This window comes from Ewingella allii (assembly GCF_044430645.1).
Lineage (GTDB): Bacteria > Pseudomonadota > Gammaproteobacteria > Enterobacterales > Enterobacteriaceae > Ewingella > Ewingella allii.
Genome location: NZ_JAWUDN010000001.1, coordinates 778,082 through 792,696, shown reverse-complemented (window position 1 = coordinate 792,696; position 14,615 = coordinate 778,082). Strand labels below are relative to the sequence as shown.

General features: G+C 56.3%; 13 protein-coding genes and 1 other RNA gene. 9 read left to right on the top strand and 5 right to left on the bottom strand.

Annotated features, from left to right (window positions below):
* Nucleotide 1 precedes the first annotated feature (1 nt).
* Nucleotides 2-619, top strand: coding sequence for an SIS domain-containing protein (locus SBO83_RS03845; protein WP_396130495.1), 618 nt, complete (start codon nucleotides 2-4; stop codon nucleotides 617-619).
* Between the two features lie 17 nt (nucleotides 620-636).
* On the opposite strand, the gene SBO83_RS03840 is transcribed toward SBO83_RS03845, so the two are convergent.
* A complete protein-coding gene (locus tag SBO83_RS03840; RefSeq protein ID WP_353502334.1) occupies nucleotides 637-2,058 on the bottom strand; it encodes an aminotransferase-like domain-containing protein in 1,422 nt (473 codons plus the stop codon).
* A 367-nt stretch (nucleotides 2,059-2,425) separates the two neighbouring features.
* Between SBO83_RS03840 and spy the strand changes: the two genes are divergently transcribed.
* The 4 genes from spy to SBO83_RS03820 all read left to right on the top strand — a co-directional run bounded on the left by spy (nucleotide 2,426) and on the right by SBO83_RS03820 (nucleotide 6,147).
* A complete protein-coding gene (gene spy / locus SBO83_RS03835) occupies nucleotides 2,426-2,926 on the top strand; it encodes an ATP-independent periplasmic protein-refolding chaperone Spy (protein ID WP_396130494.1) in 501 nt (166 codons plus the stop codon).
* 308 nt (nucleotides 2,927-3,234) lie between these two features.
* Entirely contained in the window at nucleotides 3,235-5,301 is a 2,067-nt protein-coding gene (locus SBO83_RS03830; RefSeq protein ID WP_396130493.1) for a carbon starvation CstA family protein, read from the top strand.
* Nucleotides 5,294-5,599, top strand: a complete 306-nt coding sequence (locus SBO83_RS03825) for a YbdD/YjiX family protein (protein ID WP_396130492.1) — start codon at nucleotides 5,294-5,296, stop codon at nucleotides 5,597-5,599. Before SBO83_RS03830 ends, SBO83_RS03825 begins: the two co-directional genes overlap by 8 nt.
* A gap of 450 nt (nucleotides 5,600-6,049) precedes the next feature.
* Nucleotides 6,050-6,147: non-coding RNA, RtT sRNA (locus SBO83_RS03820), on the top strand.
* Between the two features lie 264 nt (nucleotides 6,148-6,411).
* Here the strand turns inward: SBO83_RS03820 and kdgT are convergent.
* Nucleotides 6,412-7,410, bottom strand: a complete 999-nt coding sequence (gene kdgT / locus SBO83_RS03815) for a 2-keto-3-deoxygluconate transporter (protein WP_353502338.1) — start codon at nucleotides 7,408-7,410, stop codon at nucleotides 6,412-6,414.
* 323 nt (nucleotides 7,411-7,733) lie between these two features.
* On the bottom strand, nucleotides 7,734-8,399 hold the full coding sequence (gene fsa / locus SBO83_RS03810; protein WP_396130491.1) for a fructose-6-phosphate aldolase: 666 nt from the start codon (nucleotides 8,397-8,399) through the stop codon (nucleotides 7,734-7,736).
* A 154-nt stretch (nucleotides 8,400-8,553) separates the two neighbouring features.
* On the opposite strand from fsa, the gene SBO83_RS03805 reads away from it, so the two are divergent.
* From SBO83_RS03805 to osmB, 4 genes are all read left to right on the top strand, one after another.
* Nucleotides 8,554-9,453, top strand: coding sequence for a glycyl-radical enzyme activating protein (locus SBO83_RS03805; RefSeq protein ID WP_396130490.1), 900 nt, complete (start codon nucleotides 8,554-8,556; stop codon nucleotides 9,451-9,453).
* A gap of 5 nt (nucleotides 9,454-9,458) precedes the next feature.
* Nucleotides 9,459-11,891: a formate C-acetyltransferase/glycerol dehydratase family glycyl radical enzyme gene (locus SBO83_RS03800; RefSeq protein WP_396130489.1), complete on the top strand. Its 2,433-nt coding sequence runs from the start codon at nucleotides 9,459-9,461 to the stop codon at nucleotides 11,889-11,891.
* Between the two features lie 55 nt (nucleotides 11,892-11,946).
* Nucleotides 11,947-12,693 carry a DeoR family transcriptional regulator gene (locus SBO83_RS03795; protein ID WP_396130488.1) on the top strand — a complete coding sequence of 249 codons (747 nt, stop codon included), beginning with the start codon at nucleotides 11,947-11,949 and terminating at the stop codon, nucleotides 12,691-12,693.
* A 308-nt stretch (nucleotides 12,694-13,001) separates the two neighbouring features.
* Nucleotides 13,002-13,229, top strand: coding sequence for an osmotically-inducible lipoprotein OsmB (osmB, locus tag SBO83_RS03790; protein ID WP_034791472.1), 228 nt, complete (start codon nucleotides 13,002-13,004; stop codon nucleotides 13,227-13,229).
* Between the two features lie 233 nt (nucleotides 13,230-13,462).
* Here the strand turns inward: osmB and yciH are convergent, their stop codons facing one another.
* A complete protein-coding gene (yciH, locus tag SBO83_RS03785; RefSeq protein WP_353502342.1) occupies nucleotides 13,463-13,792 on the bottom strand; it encodes a stress response translation initiation inhibitor YciH in 330 nt (109 codons plus the stop codon).
* Nucleotides 13,793-13,801: 9 nt separating this feature from the next.
* Nucleotides 13,802-14,530 carry an orotidine-5'-phosphate decarboxylase gene (pyrF, locus tag SBO83_RS03780; RefSeq protein ID WP_353502343.1) on the bottom strand — a complete coding sequence of 243 codons (729 nt, stop codon included), beginning with the start codon at nucleotides 14,528-14,530 and terminating at the stop codon, nucleotides 13,802-13,804.
* Between the last annotated feature and the right edge of the window lie 85 nt (nucleotides 14,531-14,615).

Here is a 14,615-nt window from a genome sequence, read left to right as displayed (position 1 = left end):
TATGTCGCCATCCCTTGACGTCACTGAGTGGCAGCTAGCCTGTACGGGCTGGCAGACCTATAGCCAAGAGATTCTGGCTCTGCAGCAGAATATCGACCAGCAGGTCTGGCAGCGGGTGCTCAACACCCTCGCGGAATGTAAAGGCAAGATAGCCGTGACCGGCGTCGGCACCTCGGGTATCGCGGCACGCAAAGTGGCGCACATGCTGGCCTGTGTCGAGCAACCGGCGATTTACCTCAATCCGACTGATGCCGCCCACGGCGACCTCGGTTTCTTGCGCAGCGACGACGTGGTTATCATGATTTCGCGCGGCGGGAATTCGGAAGAGCTGACTCGTCTGTTGCCAACCCTTGCCAGCAAAGGGGTGACGCTGATTAGCGTGACGGAGAATCTGGATTCGGCCATTGCGCTGGCTTCAAAGCTGGTGTTGAAGACCCATATCCAGCGGGAAATTGACCCGCTGGATATGCTCGCCACCACCTCGATTGTGCTGGTGCTGGCTATCTTCGACGCGATTTGTGGCTGCATCATGCTGCGCAACGGCTTTGATAAGCAGACGCTGCTGGCGGTTCACCCCGGCGGCAACGTTGGTAAAACCTTGCGTGAGAATGAAGCCTAGTCGCCTTTCAGATCAGGTCAGTGCTTCAGCTCGTCAGTCACAATATTGGCAATAATCTGGATGGCCCGCGCGGTGTGCGGGCCCCATTCAAACGAGGTATTGATACGAATACAGTGCCGGTAGCGATCGTCCACCGCGAACATGGTGCCGGGCGCAATGCTCACTCCCTGCGCCAGCGCACGCTGATAGACCTTCGCCGCATCCACCTTTTCGCCTAAATCCAGCCATAAAAAATATCCCCCTTGCGGCTGAGACACAGACACGCTCGACGGAAAAGTCTCGGTGATGGCGTTGAACATCGCCATTTGTCTCTGTTCCAGCTGGCGACGCAGGCGGCGCAGATGGGTGTCATAGCCGCCCTGCTGCATATAGTCGGCCAACGCCAGCTGAACCGGCACGCTGGCTGACAAGGTGCTCATCAGCTGCAATCGCTGGATGCGCGCGGCGTAGGCCCCCGCCGCCACCCAGCCAACGCGAAAGCCGGGAGCCAGACATTTTGAGAATGAGGAGCAGTGCAGAATTTCACTGCGATTTTCCGACGCTTTGAGCGGCATAGGTCGCTCACCGCCGAAGTACAGCTCGCCATAAACATCGTCTTCAATCAGCGCCACGCCGTGGGCCTGCAAAATCGCCACCAGCCGGGCTTTCTTCTCCACCGACAGCGTGCAGCCGAGAGGGTTCTGGAAGTTGGACATCAGCCAGCAGGCTTTGATCGGATAGGTATCCAGCGCCTGCTCCAAGGCGTCGAGATCCATGCCGTTGCGCACGTCGGTCGGGATCGCCACGGCTTTCAGCTTACGGCGCTCAATCGCCTGTAGCACCCCATAGAACGCGGGCGACTCAATCGCCACCCAGTCTCCCGGCTCGGTGACGGCTTGCAGGCTGAGGCCCAGCGACTCCATGGCCCCCGAGGTAATGACAATTTCGTCCGGCGGCACTTCCATGCCGTTTTGCGCGTAACGCTGGGCTATGTTGCGGCGCAGCTCCTCGTTGCCCGGCGGCAGGTTGGCCATGGCGCTATGAGGCGACATACGGCGCACCGCGCTGGCCAGGGAGCGGGCAAGACGCGGCTGGGGGAACAAGGTTGGGTCGGGGAATGCCGAGCCTAAAGGCACCACCGACGGGTCTTGGCCGCCTTTGAGAATGTCGAAAATGGCGTCATTAACATCCACCTGCTCGGCGGCGTGCAGAGTTTGATTGGCACGGCGATTCAGCTCGCGCACCTTGCGCGGCGCGACGTAATAGCCCGACTGCGGTCGGGCAACGATTACGCCCTGACTTTCTAGCAGCTGGTACGCCTGTAGGACGGTCATCAAGCTCAGGCCGGACTGTTTACAGCTATCTCGCAGCGACGGCAGTTTGTCGCCGGGCAGCCACACTTGAGAATCAATCTGCCGACGCAGGGTCTGCGCCAGATTTTCATAACGAGAAAGTGCCATAGAGTCATTCACTGTTATAGATGATGTTAATGAAATGCCAACTATTATAGGCAGATTGGTTAATTCAAGGCGAACGAAACCGAGGTTAAACGGAGAATGATTAGTTTGAGTGTCGTCTGGTGGCCAAACATTAACCGTGATAATGTTTTTGCAACCCGCTTTGCGGTCGGATAATTCCGAGCAAGTGCTAAGGGATCGTTTGCAACCTTACGCTTTCTAAACGTTTTCTCCACTTTCGGCGGAAAAACGTTAGCGCACCTTTCACTCTTTTACATCTTCCTCGTATTACTATTCATTCATAGGTTTAGACTTTCCTTCGTCAACACAAAACGGGCAACGTGCCTGAAACCCTATGAGGAATCTAATAATGCGTAAACTTACCGCAATGATTGTGGCTTCAACTCTGGCTCTGAGCTCGGCTTCTTTCGCTTTCGCCGCTGACACTACGCCAGCACCTGATGCACCTGCCCCTCAAGGCAAAATGATGCACCATAAAGGCCCGCACCACATGAACCCGTTTGCTGGCCTGAACCTGACTGAGCAGCAAAAAACTCAGATGAAAGAGATCATGAAAGACAGCGGCGCGCGCCCTGACCGCGCGGCCATGAAAGCGCAGATGGACACCATGCACGGCCTGATCGCCTCTGACAGCTTCGACGAAGCCAAAGTGAAATCGCAGATTGATACCATCACCCAGGCGCAGTCCCAGCACATGCTTGAACGCGCCCGTGCTGAGAACAAAATGTACAACCTGCTGACGCCAGAGCAGAAGAAACAGTTCAATGAGAACTACCAGAAGCGCGCTGAGAAAATGGAAAAAATGCGCGACCATAAACCAGGTCAGCCAAAACCGGCTGCTGCTGAATAATCGCTTAAACGCTCAGGCTCAACCGGTCAGCTTTGCTGGCCGGTTTTTTTTGTATTTATTCATCTTATTACGCATTTTTTCTGTGCTCCCCGCCCCCTTACCCAACGAAATCCCAAGCCATATCACAATTCTGTTGTTCTCATTTCACCTGTCGCCGCCAAGCCACTACCTTAAAACTGGGATTTAAGCTGATCGTTCAGGAGTTTCTGCGCTGCGGTTGGGCATTTTCCATTCATACCTCACCCAAATTCTGCACCTATAAAACATAAAACGGGCCTACAGGACCCGTGACACAAGGAGTAGTACACATGAAAAGCGTCAAGTCCGGGATAACCTGGCTGGTAGTGGCGTTAATCGGCGCCTTTGCCTTTGGCATGTTGGCCCTCAGCCGCGGAGAGCACGTCAACGCGGTGTGGCTGGTAATAGCCGCCATTGCCTGTTACAGCATCGCCTATCGTTTCTACAGTCTGTTTATTGCCAAGAAAGTGTTCGAACTGGATGACCGCCGCATGACGCCCGCCGAGCGCCACAATGACGGTCTGGACTATGTTCCCACCAATAAATGGGTGCTGTTCGGCCACCACTTTGCAGCAATTGCCGGTGCAGGCCCGCTGGTCGGCCCGATCCTGGCCGCGCAGATGGGCTTCTTGCCGGGCACTATCTGGATCCTGGTCGGCGTGATGCTGGCGGGCGCGGTGCAAGACTTCCTTATTCTGTTCATCTCAACCCGCCGCGATGGTCGCTCGCTGGGTGAAATGGCCAAGCAGGAACTGGGGCAATTCGCCGGAGTGATCACCATGCTAGGCGCGCTGGGCGTGATGATTATTATCTTGTCCGCGCTGGCTCTGGTGGTGGTTAAAGCGCTGGCAGACAGCCCATGGGGCCTGTTCACCATCGCCGCCACCATTCCTATCGCGCTGTTTATGGGCGTTTATATGCGTTTCCTGCGCCCGGGCAAAATTGCCGAAGTATCGATTATTGGCTTCGTGCTGATGATGCTGGCGATTATTTACGGCGGCAACGTGGCGGCGGATCCTTACTGGGGGCCATTCTTCACGCTGCACGGCACCACGCTGACCTGGGTGTTGGTGATTTACGGCTTTATCGCCTCGGTTCTGCCGGTTTGGCTGCTGCTGGCCCCGCGTGATTACCTCTCCACTTTCCTGAAAATCGGCGTCATTGCCGGGTTGGCGGTGGGCATCGTATTTGCTATGCCTGAAATGAAAATGCCCGCGGTGACGAAGTTTATCGACGGCAGCGGCCCGGTATTCTCCGGCGGCCTGTTCCCGTTCCTGTTTATCACCATTGCCTGCGGCTCGATTTCGGGCTTCCACGCGCTGGTTTCCAGCGGCACTACGCCTAAGCTGGTCGAGCGCGAAAGCCATATCCGCTTTATCGGCTACGGCGCGATGCTGATGGAATCCTTCGTGGCGATTATGGCGATGATTTGCGCCTCGGTTATCGATCCGGGCGTCTATTTTGCCATGAACTCCCCGGCGGCGCTGATTGGCACCACGGTAGAGAGTGCTTCGCAGGTGATTAACAGCTGGGGCTTTGTGGTGACGCCGGATACGCTTGCGCTGATTGCCAAAGACGTGGGTGAGAACTCCATTCTCTCCCGTGCCGGTGGCGCACCGACCTTTGCTGTGGGCATGGCGCACATCATCACCGAAGTGTTTAACAGCCGCGCCATGATGGCGTTCTGGTATCACTTCGCCATCCTGTTCGAAGCCCTGTTCATCCTTACCGCCGTGGATGCCGGTACCCGCGCCTGCCGTTTTATGGTGCAAGATTTGGTGGGCGTCGCCGTACCTTCGCTGGCCAATAACCGTTCTTGGGTTGGCACCATAGCCGGAACCACCGTGGCGGTCGCTGGCTGGGGCTTCTTTGTCTATCAGGGCGTGGTCGACCCACTGGGCGGCATCAACACGCTGTGGCCGCTGTTTGGTATCGGCAACCAGATGCTGGCGTCGATGGCGCTGATCCTCGGCACCGTGGTGCTGTTTAAAATGAAGAAGCAGCGCTATGCGTGGGTGACCATTCTGCCGACCGTGTGGTTGTTTGTGACCTCCATGACAGCGGGCTGGCAGAAGATTTTCCACGAGAAGCCGTCGATTGGTTTCCTCGCTCAGGCGAAGAAATTCTCGGCAGGCATCGACAGTGGTGAAATCATTAAACCGGCCAAAACTATTGCCGATATGCACACCATCGTGATTAACAATCAGATCAACGCCGCGCTGTGCGCCTTCTTTATGCTGGTCGCCGTCACCATGCTGGTGTCGTCGTTCTTCGTGATCCGCCGCGCACTGAACTCCGCCACCCCGACCGTGCATGAAACCGCCGTGGTGCAACGCCGGGAGGCCCGCAATGTCTGAAAACGCTCTACTGTTAAAAGCGCCGCGGCCCGCGGCGCTAGTCATCCACCGCTGCCAGCCGCTGTTCGTGGTCGAGCCTCGCCCAAAGAACGCTTTGCAGTGGCTAAGACTCGCCGGACGCCGCGTCGCCCAGAGCTTCCGGCTGATGGTTGGCGTGCAGGATTATGGCAATTACGTGGCGCACTTTCGCGTTCGCCACCCAAGAGGCACGCCGCTGTCGGAGCGCGAGTTTCATCGCAGATGTTTGGAAGCCAGATTCCCGAGTGAAGGCGGCAAGATGGGGAAATGCCCATGTTAGGATCAGGTGGGTGAACTGCTGTTCACCTTTTTAAGGTCTAGGTCAAGGTTGTGGTCTCGCCGCCCACACTGGCCCAAAACTCAAGGTCGTGCGCTGCCGCCACACCGGCCTTAAGGTCAAAACCGTGGGCTCGCCGCCCACACTGGCCCAAAGGGTTTTAAACGAAACCCTTTGGAATCCTGCGTTTTTTGCTGCTGGTAGATCGAGGCTTCGCAGGGTCGGAATGGACGTGTTCCAGCGGCCACTGTGTTCGTCGCGAAGTGCCGCCGCTTAGGCGGTTCCCTCAGTTCGGGCTTCGAGCCTTTGGTCTCGAACCGCTCCCTCGGCGTCACTTCTGAACGCGACCTACTAGCATTTACCCCGAACCGTTCCATTCCACCTCGCAAAACAAATAAGAAATCCACTGAAATGGCACGGTTGAAATGCCTCAAAACCGCAGTCAAAAATGGCGCTGAGCGAATGGTTCGAGACCTATGGCTCGAGCCGAGCGAAGCGAGACAGCGTTGCAAAGCAACGACCCGAAGGGCGAGGCCAGAGGCCGAGTAATCCTGAAGCGAAGGCACCGCCTAAGCGGCGACATTCTTTATTGATAGGGAGGGCGGTGGATAACAGGTGTACCTGAAACACGTCCACCTAGCGAGCGGAGCGCGCAGTAAAGAGCCGGGGATTCTTAAGGGGCGCGGCGAAAGGCGCCCCTTAAGGCCGGTGTGGCGGCAGCGCACGGTTTTGACCTTAAGGCCGGTTTGCGCCGACGCCCACGGTCTTAAATTTGAATTTGAATTTAAAAAGCGCCCCCGTGCAGCACCCCCTACTTACTTAATTCTCGCCATTTGGTCATCCAAATTCACTTTCCCCTTGATGGCTTTGTTCTTCACTCTGCGCGACCACATCGCGGTAATAATCGGTACCAGAATCGAGGTTACGATGACCGAGGTGGCGACTAGCGCGGTGGCTGCCGGGGCGGCGGCTTTGAACTGGGGGACCATTTCGGCGATTAACACCGGGGTGGCGACGGCGGCACCGGCGGAACTTGATGCTGCGATGCCTGCCGTGCCGTCACCTCCACCGATAAACTTGTCGGCCAGAATCAGCGGGATGCCGGTGACGATAATCACCGCGATACCCAGTGCGATACCTAACAGGCCGGTTTGTGCAATCACCGCCAGATTGATGGTATTCCCCAAAGCGAAAGCGAAGAATGGGATCAGCGTCTGCACGGCTTTGCCGAAGAACTCGCGCAATTCAGAATCAAGATTACCCAACGCAAACCCAACCAGGAAAGGCAGAACGGCGCCGACGAACACGTGAGGTTCGAAAGAGGCGATACCGGCAGTGCCGAGAATGATCATGGTCATCAACGGGCCGGATTCTAGAGACATCAGCACGAAAGCGCCCGCCTCTTCTTTGGTGCCGTATTGCTGCATCACCGAGGCGTACAGGCCGCCGTTGGTCATATCCATCGCCGCCACTAAGGCCAGCGTAGACAGCCCGGCGAAGAAGCCAAACTCGACGCCGTTTTCCGGAATAAAGTGCGACGCCAACGCGGCGACCACCCAGGCCACGGCGATTTTAGTCACCACCAGCGTGCCGGACTTACGCAGCACCGTCCCCGTTGCGCTGAGCTTGATTGACGCGCCCATACAGAAGAACCACACCGCCAGAATCGGCACGGTGCCGGAAATCAGCCCGTTGGTGAATGACCCGAAATATTTACCCGCGTCCGGCGCAAAGGTATGGCAAAGGGCACCGATAAACAGCGGCACCAGCATCATCCCACCGGGAATTTTTTCTATAGCACGTTTGATTTGCATGTTGTTTCCACCTGATCGTTTTATTCGCTCACGGCACTGTTTTGCCAGCGCCGGGCGGTGTTGTAGTGAAAGCTAGGGTTAAGGGTGTAACGTGCCATTCCCGGTTGGCGTGACGACTTGGTTCTCTCATCGGCTCTTTCAATGATCGCTAAGGTATCCATTTCCGGAAGTTATAAAAGTGATCAAACACATATTTTTGAAACGACGTTTCTTTTTTATAGATCGCTAGTTTCATTTAAATCTCTGGAGGATTTTCAGGCATAAAAAAACCCGCGTCGGGGATGCCGAGGCGGGTTAGATAAGTCGATGAGTAGAGTGAGGAATTAATCCAGCGTGCTGCGCCCGAAAGCCTGTTGCCAGTCATTGTCGAACTGCGCCACGGCGGCGGTCACGGCGGGCGTGGTCAGCAGCTGCTCGGCGACGTCCACCGGCAGAGTGATTGACTGACAGCCCGCGAGCAAGCAGTCCATCGCCTGACGCGGCGTGCGGAAACTGGCGGCCAGCACTTTAGCGCCGGGCGCATGCAGGCTCAGCAGCTGTTGCAGCTCTGTCACCATGGTGATGCCGTCACCGCCCTGCGCGTCCAGACGGTTGACATAGGGCGCGACATATTCCGCCCCGGCCAACGCAGAAAGTAACCCCTGCCCCGCGCCATAAACCGCCGTTCCCAGCGTGGGAATGTTCATCAGCTTGAGCTTTTTGATCGCCGCCAAGCCTTCCGCCGTCACCGGAACTTTGACCACTAAACCCGGCACGCGCTGGGTCATGCTCACCGCTTCAGCAACCATTTGCTCGGCATCAGACGCCAGCACCTGCGCAAAGAGTTTGCCGGTTCCGCCCAGTGCGTCACGCAAGGCAGGCAGGACTTCCCATAGCGATTTGCGCTCTTTCGCCACAATGCTCGGGTTGGTGGTAACACCCTGCAACGGCAGGATGCGTGATAGTCGTTTTACCGCGCCAACGTCGGCGGTATCCAGATAAAGCTCCATCCCTCTCTCCTTAAACTTGTGAACCAAAACAAAGTATCGATGAGTCTACTCTTTCAAACGCCTATTTTGTTGATCGCAGTCAAAATCACTTTCGAATGAAAGTAGCTTAATTGCGAAAGAAAATAAATAGGCCGTTTTTGCTTGGAGTACCTCGATGATTTTTAACCTTCAACGCTATTCAACCCACGACGGGCCGGGAGTGCGTACCGTGGTGTTCCTCAAAGGCTGTTCTCTGGGCTGCACCTGGTGCCAGAACCCGGAGAGCCGCTCGGCCGAGCCGGACATTTTGTTCGACCCGCGCTTATGCAGTGAAGGCTGCAGCTACTGCGCCAGCGCCTTTCCGCACGCTATTAATGTAGAAGACAGCAAGCTGATTATCCGCCGCGAGAACTTCAGCGCCGCCGACCGGGCCGCCATTGAGCGCGTCTGCCCCGCCGGGGCCTTGAGCCTGTGCGGCGAGTCGGCGGATGTAGACCATCTGATGCAACAGATCCTGCGCGACAAAGCCTTCTATCTGCGCACCGGCGGTGGCGTCACCCTCTCCGGCGGCGAGCCTTTCATGCAGCCGCAGGTGACTCACCGGCTATTGCAACGCTGCCGCCAAGAGGGGTTGCACACGGCAGTTGAAAGCTGCCTGCACGTGCCGTGGAAATACATCGAACCCTCACTGGACGTGCTGGATCTGCTGCTGGCCGACTTAAAGCACGTAGATGAAACGGCGTTTAAATGCCTGACCGGCGGCTCAGCCAAGCGCGTGCTGGATAATTTCCGCCGACTGGCTCATGCCGGGCAGTCACTGATTGTCCGCGTGCCGCTGATCCCTGACTTCAATGCCGACCGCGCCTCGGTACGGGCGATTGTCGACTTCGCCGCTGAGGAAACCGGCTGCCAGGAGATCCATTTTCTGCCTTACCACACGCTGGGCATCAATAAATACGCTCTGCTCAACCAACCCTATCTGGCCCCGCGCCAGCCGCTGAATGACCCCGATCTGCTGACGTTTGCCCAAGATTACGCCGCCGAAAAGGGGCTGACTGCCCTACTAAGAGGATAATAATAATGACTCAACTGAAGCTGGAACATCTGTCTGACCGCATCAAAGCACACAAAGAGGCGCTGATTCATATCGTCAAACCGCCTATCTGTACCGAACGCGCGCAGCACTATACCCATGTTTATCAACAGCATGCCGACAAACCGCTGGCCGTGCGCCGGGCAATGGCGCTGGCCGAGCATCTGCAACAACGCACCATCTGGATTAAGCACGACGAGTTAATCATCGGCAACCAAGCCAGTGAAGTGCGCGCCGCGCCGATTTTCCCTGAGTACACTGTCGGCTGGATTGAAAGTGAAATTGACGCACTGGGCGACAGGCCGGGAGCCGGTTTCTCGGTCAGCGAAGCGAACAAGGCCATCCTTCACCAGCTGTGCCCATGGTGGCGCGGCCAGACGGTGCAAGATCGCTGCTACGGCATGTTCACCGATGAGCAGAAGGCCCTGCTCGACAGCGGCATCGTCAAGGCGGAAGGCAATATGACCTCCGGCGACGCGCATCTGGCGGTCAACTTCCCGCTGCTGCTCGATCTCGGGCTGGACGGGCTGCGCAACAAAGTGGCCGAGCGCCGCGAACGGCTGCAACTCACCGACTGGGAAGACCTGCATAAAGAGCAGCTGCTGAAGGCGATTGATATCACGCTAGCGGCGGTGGGCGAGCACATCCTGCGTTTTGCTGCGCTGGCGCGGAAAATGGCGGCGACGGAGAGCCGCGAAGCGCGCCGCAGCGAACTGCTGAGCATGGCCGAAAACTGCGAGCTTATTGCCCACCAGCCGCCGCAGACCTTCTGGCAGGCGTTGCAGCTGTGCTACTTCATCCAGCTGATTCTGCAAATCGAATCCAACGGCCACTCGGTCTCCTTCGGCCGCCTCGACCAATATCTCTATCCTTACTATCGCCGCGATGTGGAAGTGGCTGAAACCCTGAGCCGCGACGCTGCCATCGAGCTGCTGCAAAGCTGCTGGCTGAAGCTGCTGGAGGTCAACAAAATCCGCTCCGGCACCCACTCCAAAGCCTCGGCGGGCAGCCCGCTGTACCAAAATGTCACCATTGGCGGCCAGCAGTGGCGCGACGGCCAGATCAGTGACGCCGTCAACCCACTCTCTTACGCCATTCTGGAGTCATGCGGCCAGTTGCGCTCTACCCAGCCCAACCTCAGCGTGCGCTATCACGCCGGGATCAGCGATGACTTCCTCGACGCCTGCGTACAGGTGATTCGCTGCGGCTTCGGCATGCCGGCTTTCAATAATGATGAAATTGTCATTCCTGAATTCATCAAACTCGGCGTCGAGCCGCAGGACGCCTATGACTACGCCGCGATTGGCTGCATCGAAACCGCCGTCGGCGGCAAGTGGGGCTATCGCTGCACCGGCATGAGTTTCATCAACTTCGCCCGCGTGATGCTGGCGGCGCTGGAGCAAGGCAAAGACGCCAAAAGCGGCCGCTGCTTCCTGCCGCAGCAGCGCGGGCTGTCGCTGGGTAACTTCGACAATTTCGAACAGGCCTTCGCCCAGTGGGATGAGCAGATCCGCTACTACACCCGCAAATCGATTGAAGTCGAGTGCGTGGTAGACACCGTGCTGGAAGAAAATGCCCACGACATCTTATGCTCGGCACTGGTTGATGACTGCATCGAGCGCGGTAAAACCATCAAACAGGGTGGTGCGAAATATGATTGGGTGTCGGGCTTACAGGTGGGGATCGCCAATCTGGGCAACAGTCTGGCAGCGGTGAAAAAGCTGGTGTTCGAGCAGGGTCAGATTGGGCAGCAAGAGCTGGCGGCGGCGCTGGCGTCCGACTATGACGGGCTAGACGGCGAGCGCCTGCGCCAGCGGCTCATCAACGGCGCGGACAAATATGGCAATGACTGCGACGAGGTAGACGACCTGCTGGTTCGCGCTTATCAGTGCTATATCGACGAGCTGTCGAACTATCACAACACCCGATTTGGGCGCGGCCCGATTGGTGGCACCTATTACGCGGGCACCTCATCAATTTCCGCCAACGTGCCTTTCGGCGCCGCCACCACCGCCACGCCGGATGGTCGCAAAGCCTTCACCCCGCTGGCTGAGGGTGCCAGCCCCTCTTCCGGCACGGACCATCTTGGGCCAACGGCGGTGTTCAACTCCCTCGGAAAACTGCCGACCGAGGCGATCCTCGGCGGCGTGTTGCTCAATCAGAAGTTGAACCCGGCTTCGCTGGAAAACCCGCACGACCGGCAAACGCTGATGCTCATGCTACGCACTTTCTTTGAAGAGCATCGCGGCTGGCACGTGCAATACAACATTGTGTCGCGCGAAACTTTGCTGAAAGCCAAAGAGACGCCGCAGCATTACCGGGATTTAGTGGTGCGTGTCGCCGGATACTCGGCATTTTTCACGGCCTTATCACCTGAAGCGCAGGATGATATCATCGCCCGTACCGAGCACTCGCTCTAACCCTTCCCTACCACAATGCGGGCAATCAACATGTTGCCCGCTGTTTCGGAATCGCATGAACGACAGACAGCAGATTATTTTGCAATGGGTGAATGATAAACAGCGGGTTAGCGTCAGCACGCTGGCGCAGGTATGTCAGGTATCAGAAGTGACCATTCGCCATGATCTGACTTTGCTCGAAGGGCGCAACTATCTGCGCCGAGAGCACGGGTTTGCCGTGGCGGTGCAGACCGATGATGTGGACCAGCGCATGATGTCCAATTTTGGCCGCAAGCAGAAGCTGGCCCAATATGCCGCGTCGCTGATCCAAGAAGGTGAAACCGTATTTTTCGAAAGCGGCAGCAGCGTCGCGCTGTTGGCGCAATATCTGAGTGATAAGCGCAGCCTGACGGTGGTCACGGTCAGCAGCTACATCGCCACCCTATTAAAAAGCATGCCGTGCGAGGTGATTTTGCTCGGCGGGATGTATCAAAAAGCCAGCCAGACGCTGGTCGGCCCCCTGACCAAGCTCTGCTTGCAGCAGGTCAACTTTAGCAAAGCCTTTATTGGTATCGACGGCTATACCCCTGAAACCGGCTTCACCGGCCGCGATATGCTGCGCGCCGACATCGTCAACGCCGTGCTGGCCAAAGGCGTGGAAAATATCGTGCTGACCGATTCCAGCAAGTTTGGCCAGATCACCGGCCACTCCCTCGGCCCTATGCGCCACGTCAGCCGGGTGATCACCGATGACCAACTTGCCGTCCCCGTGAGGCAGCACCTCACCAGCGCCGGGATTGCGGTGGATTGCATCAGCCAATAATGAGGTTTTTGTGCTTTGACCCAAAGACTTTGCAGTGAATTAGGACTATTCACCTAGTGCAAAAATGCCAATTTCATTAGTTTTATTCCACTGGGTCGCTATTGCGCCCGGTGAAAATGTGAAATTGAGCAAGTTGAGATAACTGTTTGACCCACTCTGAATATTGTTAGTTTTTCGCGGAGGTCTCGCGTTAAACACCCAGGTGATAGCAGCAATATTGCGTTGGTTAATTTCTCAGCGAAATATTGGTTATTACCTATACTTATGAGTGTGTCGGAGAGTTAATCCTATTAAGGAGAGTTACCATGATGCAATTATCAAGTCTTACTTCTAAACGTATTGCCAGCATTGCTTTAGTGATGACCTTGGCAATGTCAGTCACTGCTTGTGGCAACTGGTCTAAACGCGACCGTAATACCGCCATTGGTGCGGGTGCCGGTGCATTGGGTGGTGCAGTACTGACCGATGGCAGTACTTTAGGGACATTAGGTGGTGCAGCAGTCGGCGGGATCGTAGGACATCAGGTCAGTAAATAGTAGTAAAGAATGGTTAAAGCAGAATAAAGGATTAAAACAAAAATAGGTTGTTTGCTTTTTTCAGGTCTTTTTAATTTGTCTTCTACTAAGAAGACAAACCGGTATTCTCAAGATGCTGCTTTGATGAGAGAGCAGCATTTTGGCAATCACGTTTTTAATTTGTCTTTCCGGGTGAAATCGGCAAAAAATAAAATTTTTGCCGATTTAGCGCTGCGTCTAAAATGCAGACAATATCAGCCACCGGCTAATTTCACCTTCATGCCTTTGGCTTCAAGCAGCTGTTTGAGCAAATCCCGCTTATCCCCCTGAATCTCGATCACCCCCTCTTTCACCGAACCGCCGCAGCCGCACTTCTTCTTCAGCTCAGCAGCCAGTTTCTCCAGATCGGCGTCATCACCGTCTACGCCGGTGATCAGGCAAACACCCTTGCCTTTGCGCCCGCTGGTCTGGCGCTGAATACGCACAATACCGTCACCTTTCGGGCGTTCTACTTTGGCTTTTGGCTCATCAATTCGGCCGGTATCTGTGGAGTACACCAGACGGCTGTTATCATCATTTTTCATTGGCTGGCCTTAACGCAGTGAAGCGCGAATATCACGCAGGGTCTGGGCTGGATCGGCAGATTGGGTGATCGGACGCCCAATCACCATATAGTCGACACCCGCCGTCAGTGCCTCAACGGGAGTCATCACGCGACGCTGGTCGTCGGCTTTGCTGCCCGCCGGGCGAATCCCCGGCGTCACCAGTTTAAACTCTTGCCCCAGCGCGGCTTTGAAACGGCTGGCTTCCTGCGCGGAGCACACCACGCCGTCCAGGCCGCAGTCGCGTGTCAGGCGCGCCAAACGCTCGGCGTAGTCCGCCGGAGAGAGCTGGATACCTAGATCAGCCAAATCGCTGCCTTCCATGCTGGTCAGCACGGTGACGGCAATCAGCAGGGGCGCGTCGGCTCCGAATGAGGTTAACGCCTCTTTGGCGGCAGTCATCATGCGTGCCCCGCCGCTGGCGTGAACATTTACCATCCACACGCCGAGATCGGCGGCGGCAGCCACCGCGTGGGCGGTAGTATTAGGAATGTCGTGGAATTTCAAATCGAGGAATACGTCAAAACCGCGTGACTGCAGGTCTTTGACGATTTGCGGGCCGAAGTGAGTAAACATCTCTTTACCCACTTTTAGGCGGCAATCGCGCGGGTCGATGCGATCGGCAAAGGCCAGCGCCGCCGACTTATCGGCGTAGTCGAGAGCAACGACAATGGGTGAGGATTTTAAGTCATTGTTATGGATATTATTTTCAGACTTCATGTCGTCAACCTCTTGTCAGTTTTTAAGGATATCGGGCTAAGGCAAATTCATCAGTGGAAAAAGCCGCCCGCATTTTACCTGTCAT

Bases quoted from the DNA above. Each gene is read 5' to 3' on its own strand.
- SBO83_RS03845 (WP_396130495.1), top strand. From the start codon at position 2: ATGTCGCCATCCCTTGACGTCACTGAGTGGCAGCTAGCCTGTACGGGC.
- SBO83_RS03840 (WP_353502334.1), bottom strand. From the start codon at position 2,058: ATGGCACTTTCTCGTTATGAAAATCTGGCGCAGACCCTGCGTCGGCAG.
- spy (WP_396130494.1), top strand. From the start codon at position 2,426: ATGCGTAAACTTACCGCAATGATTGTGGCTTCAACTCTGGCTCTGAGC.
- SBO83_RS03830 (WP_396130493.1), top strand. From the start codon at position 3,235: ATGAAAAGCGTCAAGTCCGGGATAACCTGGCTGGTAGTGGCGTTAATC.
- SBO83_RS03825 (WP_396130492.1), top strand. From the start codon at position 5,294: ATGTCTGAAAACGCTCTACTGTTAAAAGCGCCGCGGCCCGCGGCGCTA.
- kdgT (WP_353502338.1), bottom strand. From the start codon at position 7,410: ATGCAAATCAAACGTGCTATAGAAAAAATTCCCGGTGGGATGATGCTG.
- fsa (WP_396130491.1), bottom strand. From the start codon at position 8,399: ATGGAGCTTTATCTGGATACCGCCGACGTTGGCGCGGTAAAACGACTA.
- SBO83_RS03805 (WP_396130490.1), top strand. From the start codon at position 8,554: ATGATTTTTAACCTTCAACGCTATTCAACCCACGACGGGCCGGGAGTG.
- SBO83_RS03800 (WP_396130489.1), top strand. From the start codon at position 9,459: ATGACTCAACTGAAGCTGGAACATCTGTCTGACCGCATCAAAGCACAC.
- SBO83_RS03795 (WP_396130488.1), top strand. From the start codon at position 11,947: ATGAACGACAGACAGCAGATTATTTTGCAATGGGTGAATGATAAACAG.
- osmB (WP_034791472.1), top strand. From the start codon at position 13,002: ATGCAATTATCAAGTCTTACTTCTAAACGTATTGCCAGCATTGCTTTA.
- yciH (WP_353502342.1), bottom strand. From the start codon at position 13,792: ATGAAAAATGATGATAACAGCCGTCTGGTGTACTCCACAGATACCGGC.
- pyrF (WP_353502343.1), bottom strand. From the start codon at position 14,530: ATGAAGTCTGAAAATAATATCCATAACAATGACTTAAAATCCTCACCC.